General features: G+C 74.2%; 15 protein-coding genes. 7 read left to right on the top strand and 8 right to left on the bottom strand.

Annotated features, from left to right (window positions below):
• The first annotated feature begins 288 nt into the window (after positions 1-288).
• From ACIQUQ_RS05805 to ACIQUQ_RS05795, 3 genes are all read left to right on the top strand, one after another.
• Positions 289-1,788: a cytochrome ubiquinol oxidase subunit I gene (locus ACIQUQ_RS05805; protein ID WP_403971709.1), complete on the top strand. Its 1,500-nt coding sequence runs from the start codon at positions 289-291 to the stop codon at positions 1,786-1,788.
• Complete coding sequence (locus ACIQUQ_RS05800) at positions 1,785-2,852, top strand: cytochrome d ubiquinol oxidase subunit II (protein WP_403971707.1); 1,068 nt, start codon at positions 1,785-1,787, stop codon at positions 2,850-2,852. Before ACIQUQ_RS05805 ends, ACIQUQ_RS05800 begins: the two co-directional genes overlap by 4 nt.
• A 193-nt stretch (positions 2,853-3,045) precedes the next feature.
• On the top strand, positions 3,046-3,654 hold the full coding sequence (locus ACIQUQ_RS05795; protein ID WP_403971705.1) for a VanZ family protein: 609 nt from the start codon (positions 3,046-3,048) through the stop codon (positions 3,652-3,654).
• An 88-nt stretch (positions 3,655-3,742) separates the two neighbouring features.
• Here ACIQUQ_RS05795 and ACIQUQ_RS05790 read toward each other — a convergent pair whose 3' ends face one another.
• The gene (locus tag ACIQUQ_RS05790; RefSeq protein ID WP_403971703.1) at positions 3,743-4,024 is read right to left on the bottom strand and encodes a WhiB family transcriptional regulator; all 282 of its coding nucleotides are present in this window, start codon (positions 4,022-4,024) and stop codon (positions 3,743-3,745) included.
• Positions 4,025-4,565: 541 nt separating this feature from the next.
• Complete coding sequence (rph, locus tag ACIQUQ_RS05785; protein WP_403971701.1) at positions 4,566-7,232, bottom strand: rifamycin-inactivating phosphotransferase; 2,667 nt, start codon at positions 7,230-7,232, stop codon at positions 4,566-4,568.
• 423 nt (positions 7,233-7,655) lie between these two features.
• On the opposite strand from rph, the gene ACIQUQ_RS05780 reads away from it, so the two are divergent.
• Both ACIQUQ_RS05780 and ACIQUQ_RS05775 read left to right on the top strand, forming a co-directional pair.
• A complete protein-coding gene (locus ACIQUQ_RS05780; RefSeq protein ID WP_403971699.1) occupies positions 7,656-8,669 on the top strand; it encodes an SPFH domain-containing protein in 1,014 nt (337 codons plus the stop codon).
• Positions 8,666-9,562, top strand: coding sequence for a hypothetical protein (locus ACIQUQ_RS05775; RefSeq protein ID WP_403971697.1), 897 nt, complete (start codon positions 8,666-8,668; stop codon positions 9,560-9,562). Before ACIQUQ_RS05780 ends, ACIQUQ_RS05775 begins: the two co-directional genes overlap by 4 nt.
• Before the next feature lie 16 nt (positions 9,563-9,578).
• Here ACIQUQ_RS05775 and ACIQUQ_RS05770 read toward each other — a convergent pair whose 3' ends face one another.
• Complete coding sequence (locus ACIQUQ_RS05770; RefSeq protein ID WP_403971695.1) at positions 9,579-11,141, bottom strand: hypothetical protein; 1,563 nt, start codon at positions 11,139-11,141, stop codon at positions 9,579-9,581.
• A 115-nt stretch (positions 11,142-11,256) separates the two neighbouring features.
• Here ACIQUQ_RS05770 and ACIQUQ_RS05765 point away from each other — a divergent pair, with 115 nt between their 5' ends.
• Positions 11,257-12,435, top strand: a complete 1,179-nt coding sequence (locus ACIQUQ_RS05765) for a sensor histidine kinase (protein ID WP_403971693.1) — start codon at positions 11,257-11,259, stop codon at positions 12,433-12,435.
• Positions 12,432-13,103: a response regulator transcription factor gene (locus tag ACIQUQ_RS05760; protein WP_403971691.1), complete on the top strand. Its 672-nt coding sequence runs from the start codon at positions 12,432-12,434 to the stop codon at positions 13,101-13,103. The genes ACIQUQ_RS05765 and ACIQUQ_RS05760 overlap by 4 nt, the downstream gene beginning before the upstream one ends.
• A 36-nt stretch (positions 13,104-13,139) precedes the next feature.
• On the opposite strand, the gene ACIQUQ_RS05755 is transcribed toward ACIQUQ_RS05760, so the two are convergent.
• From ACIQUQ_RS05755 to ACIQUQ_RS05735, 5 genes are all read right to left on the bottom strand, one after another.
• On the bottom strand, positions 13,140-14,651 hold the full coding sequence (locus ACIQUQ_RS05755; protein WP_403971689.1) for a serine/threonine-protein kinase: 1,512 nt from the start codon (positions 14,649-14,651) through the stop codon (positions 13,140-13,142).
• Between the two features lie 80 nt (positions 14,652-14,731).
• Positions 14,732-15,472, bottom strand: coding sequence for a VOC family protein (locus ACIQUQ_RS05750; protein WP_403971687.1), 741 nt, complete (start codon positions 15,470-15,472; stop codon positions 14,732-14,734).
• A gap of 48 nt (positions 15,473-15,520) precedes the next feature.
• Positions 15,521-16,828, bottom strand: a complete 1,308-nt coding sequence (locus tag ACIQUQ_RS05745; protein ID WP_403971685.1) for a lipase — start codon at positions 16,826-16,828, stop codon at positions 15,521-15,523.
• Positions 16,829-16,932: 104 nt separating this feature from the next.
• Positions 16,933-17,538 carry a Fic family protein gene (locus ACIQUQ_RS05740; protein WP_403971683.1) on the bottom strand — a complete coding sequence of 202 codons (606 nt, stop codon included), beginning with the start codon at positions 17,536-17,538 and terminating at the stop codon, positions 16,933-16,935.
• Entirely contained in the window at positions 17,525-18,247 is a 723-nt protein-coding gene (locus tag ACIQUQ_RS05735; RefSeq protein WP_403971681.1) for a hypothetical protein, read from the bottom strand. Before ACIQUQ_RS05735 ends, ACIQUQ_RS05740 begins: the two co-directional genes overlap by 14 nt.
• Between the last annotated feature and the right edge of the window lie 102 nt (positions 18,248-18,349).

Below are 18,349 nucleotides of genomic sequence, written 5' to 3'. Positions count from 1 at the left end.
CGGGCTTCGGGTGGCCCGTCGGGGACGGGGGGCGAACACGCATGATCGGGGCGAATCGGTCCGGGCTGTCCACGAGCCGTACTGCGTACGGAGTCGGATCGGCCGGGTTCGGTGCATCGGCGCGGTGACCGGGTGAGCCGCGGTGGACCATACGACTGTTCTGTCGGGGGCGCCGACCGGGGGAAGGTGATCGGCCTAACGGACTAGCGGGGGTTCCCGGTTCGCCGGTGCGAGGGGTGCCGGTGGTTGCGTGGTCCTCCCGGACTGTCACCAACGGCGAAGGCCCGTATGCCCACCTCGTTCCACCTGCTGGCGGATGCCCCGGCCCAGCTGCTCCCGGCCAGGGAACTCATGGCCTTCACCCTCGCGTCGCACATCATCCTCGTGCCGCTGGGCGTCGCCTTCCCGTTCATCACCCTGGTGATGCACTACCGGGGGCTGCGCCGCAAGGACCCCGCGGCCCTGCTGCTCGCCCGGCGGTGGTCGGCCGTGATGGCGGTGCAGTTCGCGCTCGGCATCGTGACCGGCACCGTCCTCTCCTTCGAGTTCGGCCTGCTCTGGCCCGGTCTGATGGGCCGGTGGGGCGATGTGTTCGGCATCGGGTTCGGTGTCGAGGCGTGGGCGTTCTTCCTGGAGGCCGTGCTGATCGCGATCTACCTGTACGGGTGGCGGCGGCTGAAGCCCCGTACGCACTTCCTGCTCGGGCTGCCGCTCCCGGCCGCCGCACTGCTCGGCGCGTTCGGCATCCTCGCCGCCAACTCGTGGATGAACACTCCTCAGGGGTTCACGCTCGACGCGCAGGGCGACCCCGTCGACGTGAACGTCTGGAAGGCGATCTTCACGCCGATGCTCGGGCCGCAGTACTGGCACTTCGTGGTGGCGATGGTCCTCACCGCGGGCTTCGTGGTGTCCGGCGTCTACGCGACGGGCTGGCTGCGGGGGCGGCGCGACCACTACCACCGGCTGGGTTTCGCCGTGCCGTTCACGATCGCCGCCGTGGCGACCCCCGTGCAGTTCGTCCTCGGCGACTCGCTCGCCCGGTCGGTGTTCCACGAGCAGCCGGTGAAGTTCGCCGCCATGGAGATCGTCTGGGAGACCGACACCCGGGTGCCGGAGTACATCTTCGGGCGGCTCCAGGAGGACGGGAGCGTCAAGGGCGGCATCCGCATCCCGATGCTCGATTCGCTGATGGCGGGGTTCAGCGTCGACACCGAGGTGCGGGGCCTGTCGTCCGTACCCGCCGATCAGCGGCCGACGGCCACCCAGGCGACCATCGCGCACTGGGCGTTCGACGTCATGGTGCTGGTCGGGTCGGCGCTGGTGGTGCTCGCCCTCTGGTACGGCCTGATCTGGCTCCGGCACCGGCGGCTGCCCGCGTCGAAGTGGTTCTACCGCTGCGCGGCCTGCGCCGGCGTCGCCGCCGTCGTGACCGTGGAGGCCGGCTGGGTCGCCGCCGAGGTGGGACGGCAGCCCTGGATCGTGTACGGGAACATGCGGGTGGCGGAGGCCGTGACCTCGACCCGCTCCACCACCCTGTGGGTCATGTTCGGCCTCGTGGTCGTCGTCTACGTGTTCCTCTTCGGCTCGTTCCTGGCCATTCTGCTGGGCATGCGGAAGCGCTGGCGGCTCGCGGACGCGCAGCACGCCGGCGGGCCGTCCGCCGCGCCGGAGGCGGACGCCCCGTACGGGCCGCGCGGGCCGCTGCCCGTGGGGGACGGGCGGCCGGGGCCGGCCGCCGATGACGGGCCGCCGGCCGGGTCGGGCCGGGCCGGGGAGGGGCGCCCGTGACCGCCGATCTGATCGCCGTGGTGCTGCTGCTCGCCGTCGCCGCGTACGCCTGCGCGGGCGGCACCGACTACGGGGCCGGCTTCTGGGACCTGACGGCCGGCGGGGCGCGGCGCGGCAGGCGTGCCCGATGGCTCGTCGACCATGCGATGGCTCCCGTGTGGGAGGTGAACAACGTGTGGCTGGTCTTCGTCCTGGTCATCATGTGGACCGGGTTCCCCGTGCTGTTCCAGGCCGTGTTCTCCGCGATGTGGGTGCCGCTGGCGCTGGCAGTCGTCGGCATGGTCCTGCGCGGGGCCGGTTTCGCGTTCCGCAAGCCGTCCCGGCGGCTGGCCGGCCGCCGGCTGTACGGCGCGGTGTTCGCCGTGGCCTCGGTGGTGACGCCGTTCTTCCTCGGGGCCGCGGTGGGCGGCGTGGCGTCGGGGCGGGTGGCGCCCGGCACCGAGGCGTCGGCGTACGCCTGGGCCGGCCCGACCCCGCTCGTGTTCGGTCTGGGGGCCATCACGACCACGGCGTTCCTCGGCGCGGTGTTCCTCACCGGGGACGCCCGCCGGTTCGACGCGCCCGATCTGGTCGGGTACTTCAGGCGGCGGGCACTGGGCAGTCTCGGTGTGCTCGCCGTCCTGGCGGTGGTCACGGCGTTCGTCCTCCACGACGACTCCCCCTACGTGTGGCGCGGGCTGACCCGCGGGCTGGGGCTGTTCTTCGTCGCGGTGGCGGTGGTGTCGGCCGTGGCGACGGGCGCGCTGCTCCTGCGGGCGCCGGGGGTGTGGGTCCGCGTGACGGCGGTCGGGGCGGTCGCGTCCTCCGTGCTCGCGTGGGGCATGGCGCAGCGTCCCTACCTGCTCCCCACCTCGCTGACGGTGGCGGACGCGGCGGGCGCACCCGCCACCCTGACGTGGCTGGCGTTCGTGACGCTCGTGGCCCTGCTGCTCGTCGTACCGGCGGTGGCCCTCCTGTACTGGCTGGACACGCACGGGGAACTGGAGGAACTCACCGACGCCGAACTGCGCAGGGGGAGCGGCCCGGGCACCGCGGACGGTGAGGGCCCGGCTCCCGGCGGCTGACGGGCCGGGGGCCGGCGCGAAGTCGGTCCTGCATGGCCTGCGGGGACGAGCACGGTACGCGCACCTGGGCGCCCGGCGGCGCGGGCCGGGTGCCCGGAGCCGCGCCGAGGCCGGTTCGCCAGTGCGCCGGCCCGTCAGCTCGCGGCACCAACTCCGCCGCATTCGGGCGCGGTTCGCGGGTAAGCGCGCTCGCATGACCTGGACACTGGCGCGGATCGGCAAACGGTTCACCTCGGGTACCCGGCACACGGAGACGGCGGGGAAATCACCTCCGCGGTCCGCGGGAAGGGAAGCCGCGGCGCCCCGGCGGGCGCACCCCGCGGTCCGGGCGCTCGCCATGGTGACGGCGTTCGCCGCGACGGTGGCGTTCAGCGTGCTGCTGGCCCGCCTGACGCTGGAGCCCTCCGCGTCCTCGGCGGCACTGGTGCACAGCAACGTCCACCCCGGGCGCTCGATCAGGCTGTACCTGGGCGACGCCCCCGCCCGCGACGCGGTGCGGCAGCTGGGCGGCAACCTGCTCCTCGGCGTGCCGCTCGGCGTGCTGCTGCCGGTGCTGGTACCCCCGGCCCGCGGGTTCCTGCGGGTGGGGGTGGTGACGGCCGCCCTGATGACGCTCGTCGAACTCATCCAGGGCGCCCTCGTCACCGGGCGGGCCTTCGACGTCGACGACGTCATCCTCAACACCGCGGGCGCGCTCCTCGGCTACCTGCTCCTCGGCCGGCGGCTGGGGCGGGCGGTGCACCGCCCGCGCCGGCACTGGTGGCACCGTCGGACCGCACGTGGCGCGGCACCGCCCGACTAGCGGGCGGGGAGCCGGCCGTCGCGGTACGGGCCCGGCCCCGGCCGCCGTGGGTGGCGTCGGGGCCGGGCCCGTACCGGTGCCGTGGCGCTCAGCCCGGGGTGTGCACGTAGAGGGCCCGTCGTTCCTCCTCGGTCAGGCCGCCCCACACTCCGTACGGCTCCCGGGAACGCAGCGCGTGCCTGCGGCACTCGACCCGCACCGGGCAGTCCGCGCAGACCTTCCGTGCCGCCTCCTCCCGGGCGGACCGCTCCCGGCTGCTCTCGCACTCGGGCCGGAAGAACCCCTCCGTGCCGAGACCCCGGCACGCAGCGCGGTCCGGCCACGCCCGGCGGTCCTCGGCTCGGTCCAGCAGCGGCCACACGTTCGCCATCGGTCGACTCCTCTCGCGCGGGGACCGGTGTCCCCCCGCAGCTCAGTCCTCGTCTGGCCCGGTGGCGCGTTCCGAAACGTCCGCTCTCGCCGTGACGCCGGCGGGCGCGGTCCGTGCGCGGTGCCGGGGTCGGGGGGACGTGGGAGGGCGGCCCGGGGCGCGGGACGCCTGCCGGCGTGGCCCGGGGCGGGCGGGGCGGGCGTGGCGAGGGCGTGGCGCAGGCCGGGACCGGCGCCCGAGGAGGAGCTCCTCGTAACGGCCCAGTGCCAGCAGGACGCACAGCATCACGGCGGGCATCGCCACGGCGGCGATCGCCATCGCGGGGTCACCGGGGCCGGGCATCACGGAACGGGGCGGTCGAGTCGGCTACGGCGGCGGGAGCCCGCACCGGCGGGGTCCCGCTCCGTACGGCTGACGAAGTGATGTGAAGGGGGCACCCGCCGCTGCTGCCCCGGTGAGGAGCACGCATGCGGCGGATCGGGCGGGCCGTCGCCTCGTCGGCGCCGGGCGTCGGCGGGCCGGGCCGGGCGTCGCGTCCGGTTCAGGAGAGGATCTCCACGTACCCGTCGGTGCCGTGCACGCGGATGCGCTGCCCGTCGCGGATCAGCCGGGTGGCCCGGTCCACGCCCACGACCGCCGGCAGGCCGTACTCGCGGGCGATCACCGCCCCGTGGGTCATCAGACCGCCGACCTCGGTCACCAGGGCCGCGGCGCCGACGAAGAGGGGGGACCAGCTGGGGTCGGTGAAGGTCGTCACGAGGATGTCGCCCGCCTCCAGGTCGGCGTCCGCGATGTCGAGGACGACACGGGCCCGCCCCTCCACGGTGCCCGTCGAGACCGGGAGGCCGGTCAGCGCTCCGGGAGGCACGTCGTCGCGCCGGTAGGACCCGGTGAGGGCTTCGCCCTCCGAGGTGAGCACGCGGGGCGGGGTGAGCGCCTCGTACGACCTGAACGTCTCCTTCCGCTGCCGGATCAGCTCGCCGAGCCGGCCGGCCGTCGCGGACCGGTCGGCGGCGCCGGACCGGTACGGGTCGCCGCGGACGATGTCGCGGAACTCCTGGAAGGTCAGGTAGAAGACGTCGTCCCGCTCGGGCAGCACGCCGGCTTGCACGAGGCGCGCGGCCTCCCCGAGCAGGGCCTGCTTGTAGAGGAAGTAGCGGCTGACGATGCCGTACTTCGGATACTCGCGGTACCCGATGAAGGCGCGGACCGTGTCGATCATGCGCTTGGTCTCGTCGGCCTTGCGGTCCCCGTCCGGCAGGGCGCGCAGGCGCGCCAGTACGTCCTGCGCCTTGGCGTGCGCCTTTCTGCGGCCCTCTTCGAAGCGGTGTGCGGCGGCGCCGGGCCCGAAGTTCCTGACGTTGTCGAGGATGACGGGTACGAGGGCCCCGGGGCGCTCGTGCCAGCGCGGCCTGGTGATGTCGATCTCGCCGACGCAGCGCATGCCGTACCGGGCCAGGTAGTCCTCGATGGCCTTCCGGGTGCCGGACCCGCCGGGGAGTTCGGCGAGTCCGTCCAGGAAGCCGCCGTCCTCGACACCCCGGTCGTGGACGTCCTGGAGGAACGCGACCACTTCCGGGAGCGGGCGGACCGTGTCCGCGACGGCGAGCAGGTCCAGCCCCATCTCCGAGGTGATGTTGTCGGGGGCGGACAGGGTGAGGGTGTCGGCGGCCTTCTTCTCCCCCAGCCATTCCTGCAGCCTGTCGTTGAGCCACCAGGTGGCCTCCATGCCCGCCATGATCGCCCGCATGTTCAGCGGGTCGCCCACCACCCGCTTGTGCTCCTCGAAGGCCTCCTCCAGGCAGGCGAACAGCTCGGGTCCGCTCTTGGTCCGGATCTCGCGCTCCAGCGCCGCGATGGACGCCCGGCTGCGCTCGATCAGCTCCCCGACCACGGCGGGATCGGTCTCGGCCGCGCCGGGCGCACCGCTCCGCCCGCCTGCGGCCGCCGGAACGCCGCCGGCTTCCGCGTCCGGGAGCAACGGGACGAAGCCCCGGTCGAGGACGGTTTCCAGGGCGTCCCTGACCAGGGGATCGCCCTTCCCGAGGGCGTCCAGGAGGCCGGCGCGGGTCGCGGGTGCGGCGAGGCGCGCGGTGACGTCGACGAACAGCCGTCCGCCGGCCTCGTGCATCGGCACCAGGGCGGTCAGCTGCCACATGGAGTGGCCCAGGGGCTTCATGGCGTCGGTCATCATCTGTCCGTGGCCGACCGAGACGTAGACGTGGTTCTCCCGGTCGTCCGCCGCGGGGACGGGGAAGAGCGTCGTGATCGGGCGGCTCTGGACGATCCGGAAGCCACCGTCGGCGTCCAGGCACCATTCGATGTCCTGCGGGCGGCCGAAGTGCGCCTCGATGCGCCGTCCGAGCCGCACGAGTTCGACGGCCTGGGCGTCCGTCAGGGCGGGCTGCTCCTGCTCCTCGGGGCCGACCGCGACTTGTTCGGTCCCGCCGCCCGGCAGCGGCCGGACGGCGCGCAGCTTGGCGGCGATCGTCCGGGAGACGACCCGGCCGTCGCGCACCGTGAAGACGTCCGGGTTGACCAGGCCGGAGACCAGGGCCTCGCCGAGGCCGAAGCCGGCGTCCACGGTGGCGACCTCCCGGTTGCCCGAGACGGGGTCGGCGGTGAACAGGATCCCGGAGGCCCGGGGGAACACCATCCGCTGTACGACGACGGCCATGTGGACCGTGCGGTCGTCGATTCCGTTGCGCCGGCGGTAGGTGACGGCCCGTTCGGTGAACAGCGAGGCCCAGCACCGGCTGATGTGCCGGAGGACCTCCGCCGGCCCCACGATGTTCAGGTACGTGTCCTGCTGCCCCGCGAAGGAGGCCGTCGGGAGGTCCTCCGCGGTCGCGCTGGAACGGACGGCGCAGGGCACGTCCGCGCCGAGCCCGGCCAGCCCGCGGGTGACCGCCGCCGCGAGGTCTTCCGGGAGCTCGATGTTCTCGACGGTCCGGCGGATCTGCGCGCTGAGCGTGCGGACCCCGTCCCGGTCGTCCGGGCCGAGGCCGGCCAGCCGGTCGAGCAGACCCGCGAGCGACGGCGCTCCCGCCACGAGGTGCCGGAAGGCGTCCGTCGTCACGCAGAAGCCGTCCGGCACGCTGATGCCCTCGATCCGGGACAGGCCGCCCAGGTGCGCGCCCTTCCCGCCGGCACGCGCGATGTGCGTCCCGTCGATCTCGTGCAGGTCCACCACGTACTGCTCGATCACTCGCTATCCACCTCTGGCTGAGAAGACGACTGGGAGGACGACCCGCCTCGCGCGCCGCGCCGCATCTGCGCAGGCGGTGGCGTGGTGGCCTCAGGCCGACGATTGTGCGTCGTGGGCGGGGGCTTGCCGCAAGACCCCCCGTGCGCTATACGTTGAAGAGGGCAAGGAGATCATCTCCTTGCCCTTCGCGTTTCCCGGGCCCTGCGTGTCTCCCGGGCCCTTCAGACGTCCCGGCGGGTCACCGCGGAACGCGAGCCCCGGGTGGCACGTTCTCGGCCAACGGCACGCCCCCCTCGCCGCGTTCGCCACCGCGTGCCCAGCCGTTCCCGCCCGCACCGAGCGGCACTCCCCTCTTTTTTCGTCCCCTTGACGATATGAGTGACTGCGATTATCGTCAGGTCGACGAAATAGAGGGGGTCCACCATGGCCGACATCACCCGGCGCTTCGGCTGGCGTCACCTGCGCTCCGCGCCCACCGCCCACATCCGCCACCACAAGCGCGGCCAGCTCGTCCACGACGGCCGAGGGCTCAGCTTCTGGTACCGGTCGCTGTCGGCGGCACTGTCCGAAGTGCCCGTCGACGACCGGGAGCTGGCCATGGCCTTCCACGCCCGTACGGCCGACTTCCAGGACGTCACGGTGCAGGCCACCGTCACCTACCGGATCAGCGACCCGGCCGAGGCGGCGGACAGGCTCGACTTCTCCGTCGACCCGGACACCGGCAGCTGGCGCGGCGCGCCGCTGGAGCAGATCTCCACCCTCCTCACCGAGACCGCGCAGCAGCACGCCCTGGACGTGCTGGCCCGGACCCCGCTGGCCGTCGCCCTGGTGGACGGCGTCGCCTCGGTCCGCCAGAGCGTCGCCGCGGGTCTCGCCGCCGAACCCCGGCTCCCGGCCACCGGCATCGACGTGGTGGCCGTGCGCGTCGTGGCGATCCGCCCCGAGGCCGAGGTGGAACGCGCCCTGCGCACACCGGCCCGCGAGCAGATCCAGCAGGAGGCGGACCGGGCCACCTACGAGCGGCGCGCCGTCGCCGTCGAACGCGAGCGCGCGATCGCCGAGAACGAGCTGGCCAGCCAGATCGAACTGGCACGGCGCGAGGAGCAGTTGGTGGAGCAGCGCGGCATCAACGCCCGGCGCGAGGCGGAGGAGAAGGCGGCGGCCGACAGCGTGCGGACCGAGGCCGAGGCGGCCCGCAAGGTCCGCCTGGCCCGCGCGGACGCCGAGGCGGCACGCGCGACGGGCTCGGCGCGGGCCGAGGCCCAGGCCGCCTGGCTGCACGTGCACGACGAGGCCGGCCCGGGCACCCTGTACGCCCTGGCGGCGACCCGGCTGGCGGAGAACCTGCCCCGGGTGGAGAGCATCACGCTCTCCCCCGACGTCCTCACCGGCCTGCTCAGCAAGCTCGGGCGCCCGGAGTCCGGGGCGGACGCGTGAGCCTGGCGCCGCGCGCGGTGCTCGTGCACCGCAGGACCGAGTACGAGGAGCTGCTCGACCGGCACGGGACCCACGGGCAGGCGGCGTTCTTCCTCTCCAGCCGGGGCCGCTCGATCGGCGAGGTGGTCGAGCGGCACGGCCGGACCCGGCAGGCGCTGCGGGAGGTGGCGGCGGCGGTACCCCTCACCTGGCGCAGCTCCCAGGTGGAGCGGGCGGACCTGGACCGCTTCCTGTTCGCGCCGGAGGACGTGGTGGTCGTGGTCGGGCAGGACGGTCTGGTCGCCAACACCGCGAAGTACCTCACCGGGCAGCCGGTGATCGGCATCGACACCGACCCGGGACGCAACCCCGGCGTCCTGGTCCGGCACCGCTGCGCCGACACGGCCGCCCTCCTGCGCGCCGCGACCGCCGGGGGGCGGACGGACGACCTGACCATGGTCGAGGCCGTCGCCGACGACACCCAGCGGCTGCTGGCTCTCAACGAGATCTACCTGGGCCCGCCCGGGCACCAGACGGCCCGGTACCGTCTGGGCCCCGACGGCGAGGAGGACCCGGGCGAGGCCCAGGCGTCTTCCGGTGTGCTCGTGGGCACCGGCACCGGATCCACCGGCTGGCTGCGCTCCCTGTGGCTGGAACGCGGCAGCACCGAACGCCTCCCCGGTCCGTGCGAGCGTCGGCTCATGTGGTTCGTGCGCGAGGCCTGGCCGTCGCCCGCCACCGGAACGTCGAGGGTGGCAGGGCAGTTGTCACACGGCCAGGGGCTGCGGCTGACCGTGGAGTCGGACCGGATCGTGGTCTTCGGCGACGGGATGGAGGCCGACTCCCTGCAGCTGACCTGGGGCCAGAGCGTCCGACTGGGCATCGCGGCGACCTCGCTGCGCCTGCTGGCGTAGGCGCAGCGACCGGTCATCAGCGCTGCCGAAGCGGTGCGCGGCCGAGCCGGGCCTCCGGGAGCGCGGAGGCGGGCCCTGCCGTCGTCGGTTGCTGCAGGCGCCGCGCGGCGAGCCACAGCAGGAGCGCCGTCCAGGCGCACAGCACGCCGAGCCCGGCCCACCACGGCAGCGGGAAGTAGCCGGCGGAGGGGGCGTAGTGGGCGAGGACCTGCGGATGTTCCACGAGGGTCTGCTGCGCGGCGAAGCCGGCGGCCGGCGTGAGCCGGAGCAGCCACTGTGCCGGGCCGTCGGCGATCAGCGGGAAGGACGTCACGGCGTACGGGAGCGCGACCGCCAGGAGCGCGACGGGCACGGCGAGGCGGGCGCGCCGCAGCAGCGTGCCGAGCGCGAACGCGAGCACCGCGGCGAGGGCGAGCGCGGCGGCCGTGCCGACGACGACCCGGGACCCGGTGAGTGCGGACACCTCTATGACGGTGATCCCGTTGCCCTCGAGGACCGATGCGCCGGCCGGGACGACGATTCCGACGGCGAGGAGCCCGGTGGCGAACGCGGCGGATCCGACGACGGCGGCCCGCACCGCGAGCGCCCGGCGGGTGCCGGGTGCGCCGGGTGCGCCGGGTGCGCCGGAGACGGCGAACCTCACCGCCGCCACGAGCACCAGGAGGAGGGCGACGTGCAGACCTCCGAGGGTGCTCTCCACGGGGCGCGCGCCGTCCTCGGCGCCGGCCGGGCCGATGTCTCCGACGCCGGTGACGGTGACGGTGCCGCCCTTCTCCACGGCCCCGGACGGCTGGTGGTACTTCTCCCAGTCGGTGCGGTTCATTTCGCCGAGCGTGTCCGTCCGCCAGCCTCCGGCGGTGGCCGCGCCCTGCAGGGTGATCCGGTCGAAGACCCCGGAGGCCTGTGTGAAGCGCACTTGCTCCTTGACCCCGCCACCGAAGCCGACGGGCTGTAGCGACAGGTCGCCGGGTGACGTCGCGAACAGACCGGCCTGCGCGGTCGCCGGCAGCCCCGGCAGCCGCGCCGTTCCGACCTTCGTCCAGCGCTCGCCGTCGGCGGACTCGTAGCCCGTGACGGTGTCGCCCGACCGCGTCAGCCGCAGCCAGCGTGGGGACTCGGCCGAGACCCCTCCGGCGCGGCCCGCGATGTCGTGGCGGTAGTCGTACTGCATGCGCACCCCGTGGGCGCCGGTGAGCATCAGCGCCGCGTACGAGGAACCCGGGCGGACACCGTCCTTGACGATGATCCCGGCCTTCGCCCAGGGCACCAGGCCCGGAAGGATCTGGTCGTGGTGCGGTGGCGGGTAGGTGATCGTGCCGGTCATGGACGTCATCCGGACCGTGATGCTGCCGTTCTCGCCCAGGTCGCGGTGGGCGAAGGCGAACTGGTCGTTGACGAGGGAGCCGTTGGGGCCGGCCGGGTCGAGCGGGCACGGTCCGCCGCAGGAGGCGTGGTTGCCGAAGGCGTAGAGCAGGCCGAAGGCGACCACGGCCAGGGCCGCGGCCGCCAGTGCGACCAGCCGGCCCGGTCGCCGGAATCGGGTCCACTCCCGCCGGAGGGATTCTGTGATCGTAGGCATGGGACGGTTCTACGGTCCGGCCCCTCACGCCGCCCGAACCGTCCCTGTTATGCGGCTGTTAGGCACGCTGCGGCATCCTGGGCCCGGCCGGATTCGCACGGGGGACGGGGAGAGCATGGGCATGCTGCGGGGCGGGACGGTCCGCCGGCGATTCACGATCCTCTACGCGGCGGGCTTCCTCGGCTCCGGGGCCGTCCTGCTCGCCCTCACCTACCTGATGGCCGGCACCCGGGTGACCAGCGTCGCTCCTGGACAGCCCCGGGACGGCGGGACGGCCCCGCCCGCCGCAGAGCAGCGGCTCCAGGACCTCCAGCGGCAACTCGCCGAACTCCCGGCGCAGCAGAACCACCGGCTGCTGGTGGGCTCGCTGATCGCGCTGCTGGTGATGGCGGGGGTCTCGCTCGTGGTCGGCCGGGTCCTCGCCAGGCGGGTGCTGCGCCCGCTGCGGCTGATCACCGCGGCGACCCGGCGGATCTCCGCGGACAACCTCCACGAGCGGCTCGCCGTCGACGGACCCGTCGACGAGGTGAAGGAGCTCGCGGACACCGTCGACGGGCTGCTGGAACGGCTGGAGGCCTCGTTCGCCGCACAGCGCCGGTTCGTCGGCAACGCCTCGCACGAACTGCGCACGCCGCTGGCGACGATGCGGGCCTCGCTGGACGTGGCCGTCGCCAAACCGGAGCCCGCGGCGCAGACCGTCGTGCTCGCCGGGCGGCTGCGGACCGAACTCGACCGGGTGGACCACCTGCTGGACGGGTTCCTCGTCCTCGCGCGGGCCCAGCACGGCGCCCTCCCCGACCGGGCGGTGGTCCCGCTGGGCGACCTGGTGGCGGAGGCACTGGACGCCCGGGCCGCCGGCATCGCGGCGAAGGCGCTGACCGTCGAGGGCGGGGGCGCGGGGTTGCCGCCGGTCTGGGTGCGGGGCAGTGCGGCGCTGCTGTCCCGGCTGGTGGAGAACGTGGTCGACAACGCCGTCGTACACAACCGGGAGGGGGGCTGGATCCGGGTCGCGACGGGCCGGGAGGACGGCGAGGCCCGCCTCGTGGTGGAGACCGGCGGCCGCGTCCTCGACCAGGGGCAGGTGGACCGGCTCGGGAGGCCTTTCGAACGGCTCGGCACGGACCGGACCGGGTCGGAGGAGGGCTCCGGCCTCGGGCTGTCCGTCGTCGCGGCGATCGTCGCGGCGCACGGCGGCCGGCTCGCCCTGCTGGCCCGTCCGGAGGGCGGACTGCGCGTCACCGTGGCGCTGCCCGGGGCCGCCGGACCGGACGGGACCGGAGGGGTGACGGCATGAGGGTGCTGGTCGTGGAGGACGCGCGGTCCCTCGCCGAGGTCGTCGCCGAGGGGCTGCGGGACCAGGGGATGGCCGTCGACGTGGCGCACGACGGCCTGGCCGCCGCTGCGCGGATCGACGTGCACGCGTACGACGTCGTTCTCCTGGACCGCGACCTGCCCGGGATCCACGGCGACGCGCTGTGCCAGATGATCACCGACCGGGAGGACCGGGCCATGGTGCTGATGCTGACCGCCGCCGGCGAGCCCGGCGACCGGGTCAGCGGTCTCACCCTCGGAGCCGACGACTACCTCGCCAAACCCTTCCACTTCCCGGAGCTCGTCCTGCGCATCCGGTCCCTGGCCCGTCGCAGGCCGGCCGCCCGGGCACGCGCGCTGCGGGCCGCCGGCCTCGAACTCGATCCGGTACGCCGGAACGTGCTGCGCGACGGCCGGCCGGTGGAGCTGTCCGTCAAGGAGTTCGGCGTCCTGGAGGCGCTGCTGCGGGCCAGCCCGGCGTACCTGAGCGCCGAGCAGCTCCTGGAACAGGTGTGGGACGAGAACGCCGACCCCTTCACGAACACGGTCACCGTCACCATCGGCCGGCTGCGCCGCAAGCTGGGCGCTCCCCCGGTCGTCACGACCATGGCCGGGGTCGGTTACCGCATCGCCGATGACGGGACGGCTTAGGGGCGGGCGCCGCCGGTCCGCGGACCCGTGGCCGGGTCATTCCTCGTTGAGCCAGCCGCACACGTAGTACTGCTGGTCCGCGGTCCGCTCGATGATCCACTGGTTGAGGACGTCGCCGGCGAGCTCCCCCGTCTCGGGGTCCCGTCGGGTGATCTTCGCTTCCACGCTGAGCTGGTCCATGCCCGGGAGGATCTCGTAGGGCTGGAGCTCCCAGCGGTCCACGTAGTAGCCGTTCAGTGCGAACCCGAGCAGGGTGGAGCGCAGTCGGGGGCAGGTTCCCCGGCGCAGCGAGGTCATGTCGTGGTCGGCGAGGCCGTTCATGTAGAGCGTGAAGACGCGCTCGACGGCCTGACGGTCGAGGGGGGTGGGGGTGGGCCGGCGCGTGGGGGTGGGACCGGGGTCGGGTGCGGTGCCGGACGGGGCGGCCGTGGTGGGCGTGGGAGGGGAAGGGGTGACGGAGTGGCGGGTGGGCGCCGGGGAGCCGGTCGCGCGGGTGCGGCCTGCGTCGTCGCCGGTGGCTGTGGATCCGGGTAACCACCAGGGCATGGCGGCCAGGGCGGCCACGACGGCCGCCGCCAGGGCGCCCAGCAGGTACGCCCGCCCCCGGGTGGAACGGACGGCAGCGGGCGTTCGTGGGGACGGGCGTCCTGCCGGGCCCGCGCCCGGTGCCGCGCCGAGGCGCAGCGTGGCCGCGGACGTCCGCGTCGGGTCGGGCCGGGAGGGCTCTGCTTCGCCCGCCGGTCCGGCGAGCAGTTCGTACGCAGCCTCGGCGGTGAGGCGCCGCGTCGGATCCTTGCGCAGCAGGCCCGTCAGGACCGGGGCGAGCTCCCCCGCGCGGACCGCGGTGGCCGGCTCCTCGGTGGCGACGGCGACGAAGACGGCCCAGGAACCGGAGCCGCTGAACGGAGGGTGCCCCTCCACAGCGGTGAACAGCGTCGCGCCCAGGGACCACAGGTCGGATTCGGCGGTCGCCGGGAGACCGCGCACCTGCTCGGGGGACATGTAGGCCGGTGTCCCCATGAGGGCCCCCGACCGGGTCAGGCCGGGCTCGCCCTCGACGGCGGCGATCCCGAAGTCGGTCAGCACCGCCCGCTCGCCTTCGAGCAGCACGTTGGCGGGCTTGATGTCGCGGTGGGTGACGCCCGTGGCGTGCACGGCGCGCAACGCGTCCAGGACCTGACGGCCGATCCCGGCCACCCGGGCCGGCGGGAGTGGACCACTCTCCTTGACCAGGTCGTCCAGGGAACGGCCGTGGACGAGTTCCATCACGATCCAGGGGCGGCCGTCGTCGCCGGATATCCGGTCGTGGACGGTGATGACGCCCGGGTGCTTGAGCCGGGCCGCCGCACGCGCCTCGCGGTCCAGGCGGCTGATCCAGGCCTCCCGCTGAGCGGGGTCGAGGTCCTCCGGGAGCCGGAGTTCCTTGAGGGCGACGTCCCGGTCGAGCTTCTCGTCGTGGGCCCGCCAGACGGTCCCCATGCCGCCCTGGCCCAGCAGTTCGGCCAGCCGGTAGCGGCCTGCCAGCAGTCGTCCGTGATCGTTGGTCACGACCGGGAACCTAACCCAGGTCTCCGGAGGTGAGAACTCCGGGCCGCGTTCGCGCCACCTGGCTGTTCTGCCCTCCTGCGTCAGGACGGGCCGAGGACGCAGAACTCGTGGCCCTCGGGGTCGGTCAGGCACGTCCACGGGCGGTCGCCCTGGCCTAGGTCGAGGTCGGTGGCGCCGAGGGCACGCAGGCGGGACACCTCGGCGTCCTTGTCGTCGCCCGGGTACGGCAGCAGGTCGAGGTGGACGCGGTCCGGGACGGCCTTGCCGCCGGGCGTGCGGAGGAACTCGAGGTACGGCCCTGCGCCCGCCGCGGACCGGAACACCGCCCGGTCGTCCGTGACTTCGTGCGCGGTCCAGTCGGTCGCCGCGCCCCAGAAGCGGGCCATGGCCCGCGGGTCCTCGGAGTCGATCACCACCGCGGCGACCGGCCCGGTGTCCCGGTAGGTCTCGCGGGGCTCCAGCACGCAGAACTCGTTGCCCTCCGGGTCGGCGAGGACCGTCCACGGCACGTCGCCCTGTCCCACGTGCGCGTGCGTCGCGCCGTGGTCCAGCAGACGTGCGACCAGCTCGGCCTGGTGGGCGGCCGACCTGGTGGCGAGGTCGAGGTGCACGCGGTTCTTCACGGCGGTCTTGGGTTCCGGAACGGGCACGACGTCGACGCCGAGGACGACCGGGTCCGGCCAGACGAGGCCGCCGGCCGGACCGACGTACGTGGTCACGCCCGGGCGGTACGCGGTCCAGCCGAGCGCCTCCGCCCAGAACCGGCCGACCGCCTCGGCGTCGACGGCCTTCAGGTTCACGTGAACGGGTCGCAGCGCCATGCGTCGATCCTACGCGCCGGTCCCGAGGCGGCTCTCGGCGCGTGGACGTCACCGCCGGTGCAGCTCACCGAACCAGCGCACGGTCGCCGATGTGGCCGCGACGTTGGAGCCGAGGTGACGGGATCCGCGATGGTCGACGGCGCCGACGTCGACGACCGGAGCGTCCACGCCGTTCCTGAGCAGAGCCGCCCGGCAGTGCTCGGTGTTGGCGGTGACGGCCTGCTCGTCCCCACCCGCCGTGTAGAGCCGGACGGGGGCGCGGGGAACCCAGTCGGTGCACACGGCATCGGTGCTGCGCAGCGCTGCCGCCAGCGGCCCCGTGGGATGCGCGAGGAGCTCGCGGCCGTGTTCCGTCAGCAGTTCGTCGAGCGTGCCCGGGGTGCCCCGCATCAGCTGCTCGCCCGTGTGGGCGCCGTCGAAGAGCGCCTCGACGGTCGCGTCGTACGGGGCTCGGAAGACCTCGTCAGGGCTGTCGTAGAGATGGTGGAGGCGGTGGAACGCGACCAGGGTGTAGGCCGCGTACACGACGCTGGACTTGGGGTCCAGCCTGCCTTCGAGCAGGGCGGGCAGCTCCGTGCCGCCGAAGTCGTACGCGCCGCTGACCGGTGCCAGCGCGCCGAGCCTGAACCAGGGGTCGTCACCCGCCTGGAGGGCCCGGCCGAGGCCGAGTGCGGCCGAGGCACCCTGCGAGAAGCCGGTGACCATGACCCTCCGTTCCAGCAGGTGGCCGGTTCGGGGGGCGAAGGCGCGGGCCGCCCGCAGCATGTCCAGGGAGGCCGTGGTCTCGGAGCCGACGTCCATCCACGGGTGCAGGCCCGGCCCCTTGCCCATGCCCAGGTAGTCGGGGGCGACCGCCGCGGCGCCCGCCGAGGCGTGCGCGACGACCGGTGCGGACACGAAGGCCGCGCGGCGCATGGAGGGCGAATCGTCCTTGTGGCTGCCGGTGCCGTGCGCGAAGGAGACCGCCTGGAGGCGCCTCTCGCCGCGGAGCGGCAGCACCAGCAGTCCGCTCGCCGTGGTGGGCCGGCGGCCGTACGGATCGACGGTCCGGTAGACCAGCCGGTAGGCGACCACGCCGTGCCGGACGGTGTCGGCTGCGAACCCGGCCGCCCTCAGTTCGGCCGCCACTGCCTGCGGGTCCGCGAGCGTGTACAGCTTCTCGGCGGAGACCAGCGTGCCCCGGCCGTGGTCGCCGTCCTGGGCTTGTGTCCGGGCGGGTGCGGCGGGCGCAGCAGCGGCGGGGGCGGCGACGGCCGGCCCGGCCAGCACCAGGCCGCAGACGGCTGCCGCTGCAGCCCGCAGGGCACCACGACAGGGCATGCCGACGGGTGAGGACGGTGAGGGGGAGATGGCCACGGGTTCCTCCAACTGTTCTTCCGGCTGGGCAGGTTCAGCCTCACGTGTCGCGAGGTGCGGGGCACTGGGGCAGGCCCCGGGTCCTGTTCCTGCCTTCCCCCTGCTCAGTGGCGGCGGTTGAGCACCCCGATGAGAGCGGCGAGGTCGGCGGCGCCGGCCGGGGCGTCCGCGTAGCGGGTGGTCTGGAGCGGGCCGACCTCGGGAAGGACGATGCCCTCCCGGGCCAGAACGTGAACCAGGGTCAGCAGCGCGGCGCGGGCGTTGCCGTCCGTGAACGGGTGGAAGAACGCCACATCGAGGTAGGCGCGGGCCGCGCGGGCGGCCAGCGGGACGTCCGGGTCGGTCGTCTCGCGCAGGCACGCGTCGAAATCGGCCCGTGTGCGAGGGGTGAGGGCGTAGCGCTCGCGGCCGCCTTTCGCGTGGGCGTCGCCCGTGCGGAACGGTGCCCCCGGCGCGCCGAGGACCTCGCGCTGCCAGCCGGCCAGCAGGGCGAAGTCCAGTGGGGCGCGGCGTACGGCGTCTTCGCGTGCCAGGGCGTGTGCGGCCAGCAGACGCCGGGCGCGGAGCGGGTCGCGCCGGCGCACCGGCCCCTCGCACCAGGACCGGAACCCGTCGCGGCCGGCCGGGACCCGCTGGAGGGCCGGTGCCTCGTGCCAGTCGGCCTCGCGGCGCACGCGCAGCCAGACCGAAAGGCTGTCAGCAGCGGTCATGGAGGTCTTCCAGAGCCGCACTCTCGCGGTGGTCCCGGTACGGGGCGTGGCCGGTGAGGCCGACGGCCAGGTCCTCGCCGACGGATTCGATCAGCGTGCGTTCGGGGGTGACCCAGCTCTCGAACCGGCCGCCGATCGCGCTCTCCACCGCTCGCGCGGCCTCGGCCCGGTCCATGCCGGTGCTGATGAGGAACCAGCCCAGGACGATCGAGGCCTGGCCGTACCAGCCGCCCTCGGCGCCCGAGTCCAGCGTGTGGGTCACGAGCCGGACGCAGGCCCGCTCCAGGTGCCAGCTGCGGTCCTCTGGTGAGGCGTCCGGGGGCGGCGCCAGCTCCGCGAAGCGCAGGGCCGTTCGCTCCAGCCACTCCCGCCACTCCAACAGCGCGGACACGACGCGTTCCGCGGTCTCGTCGGGGGTCGTCACCGAATCCGGACCACTGACCCAGCTGCCGATGGGCCCGCCGTAGCGGTAGCACCAGCTCCATCCCCAGGCCCAGGTGCCGTACCGCTCCCGGATGATCGCGTCCACCTGGCGTTCGCACCAGCGCTCGCCCGCCCACCGGCCGGCCATACCGGAGAGCACGGGTGGCACCCACGCGCGGACGAGCGAGCGGAGGCGGGCGTCCTCGTCCTCGTCCCAGGCGAAGGAGTGGCGGGCGGGGTCGAAGTTGTCCCAGTTCCGTGTGTGCCCGTGAGGGATGGGGGGCACGCGGTTCTCGGGGAGGGGCAGGGTGTCACGGTTGTACGTCAGCGCCGGCCTCTTCCTGTCGGATGTGATCGGCCGACCAGTCTCGGCTCGCAGCCCGTGAAT

The organism is Streptomyces sp. NPDC101118 (assembly GCF_044759445.1).
Classification (GTDB): domain Bacteria; phylum Actinomycetota; class Actinomycetes; order Streptomycetales; family Streptomycetaceae; genus Streptomyces.
This window is presented reverse-complemented; position numbering and strand designations above follow the sequence as displayed.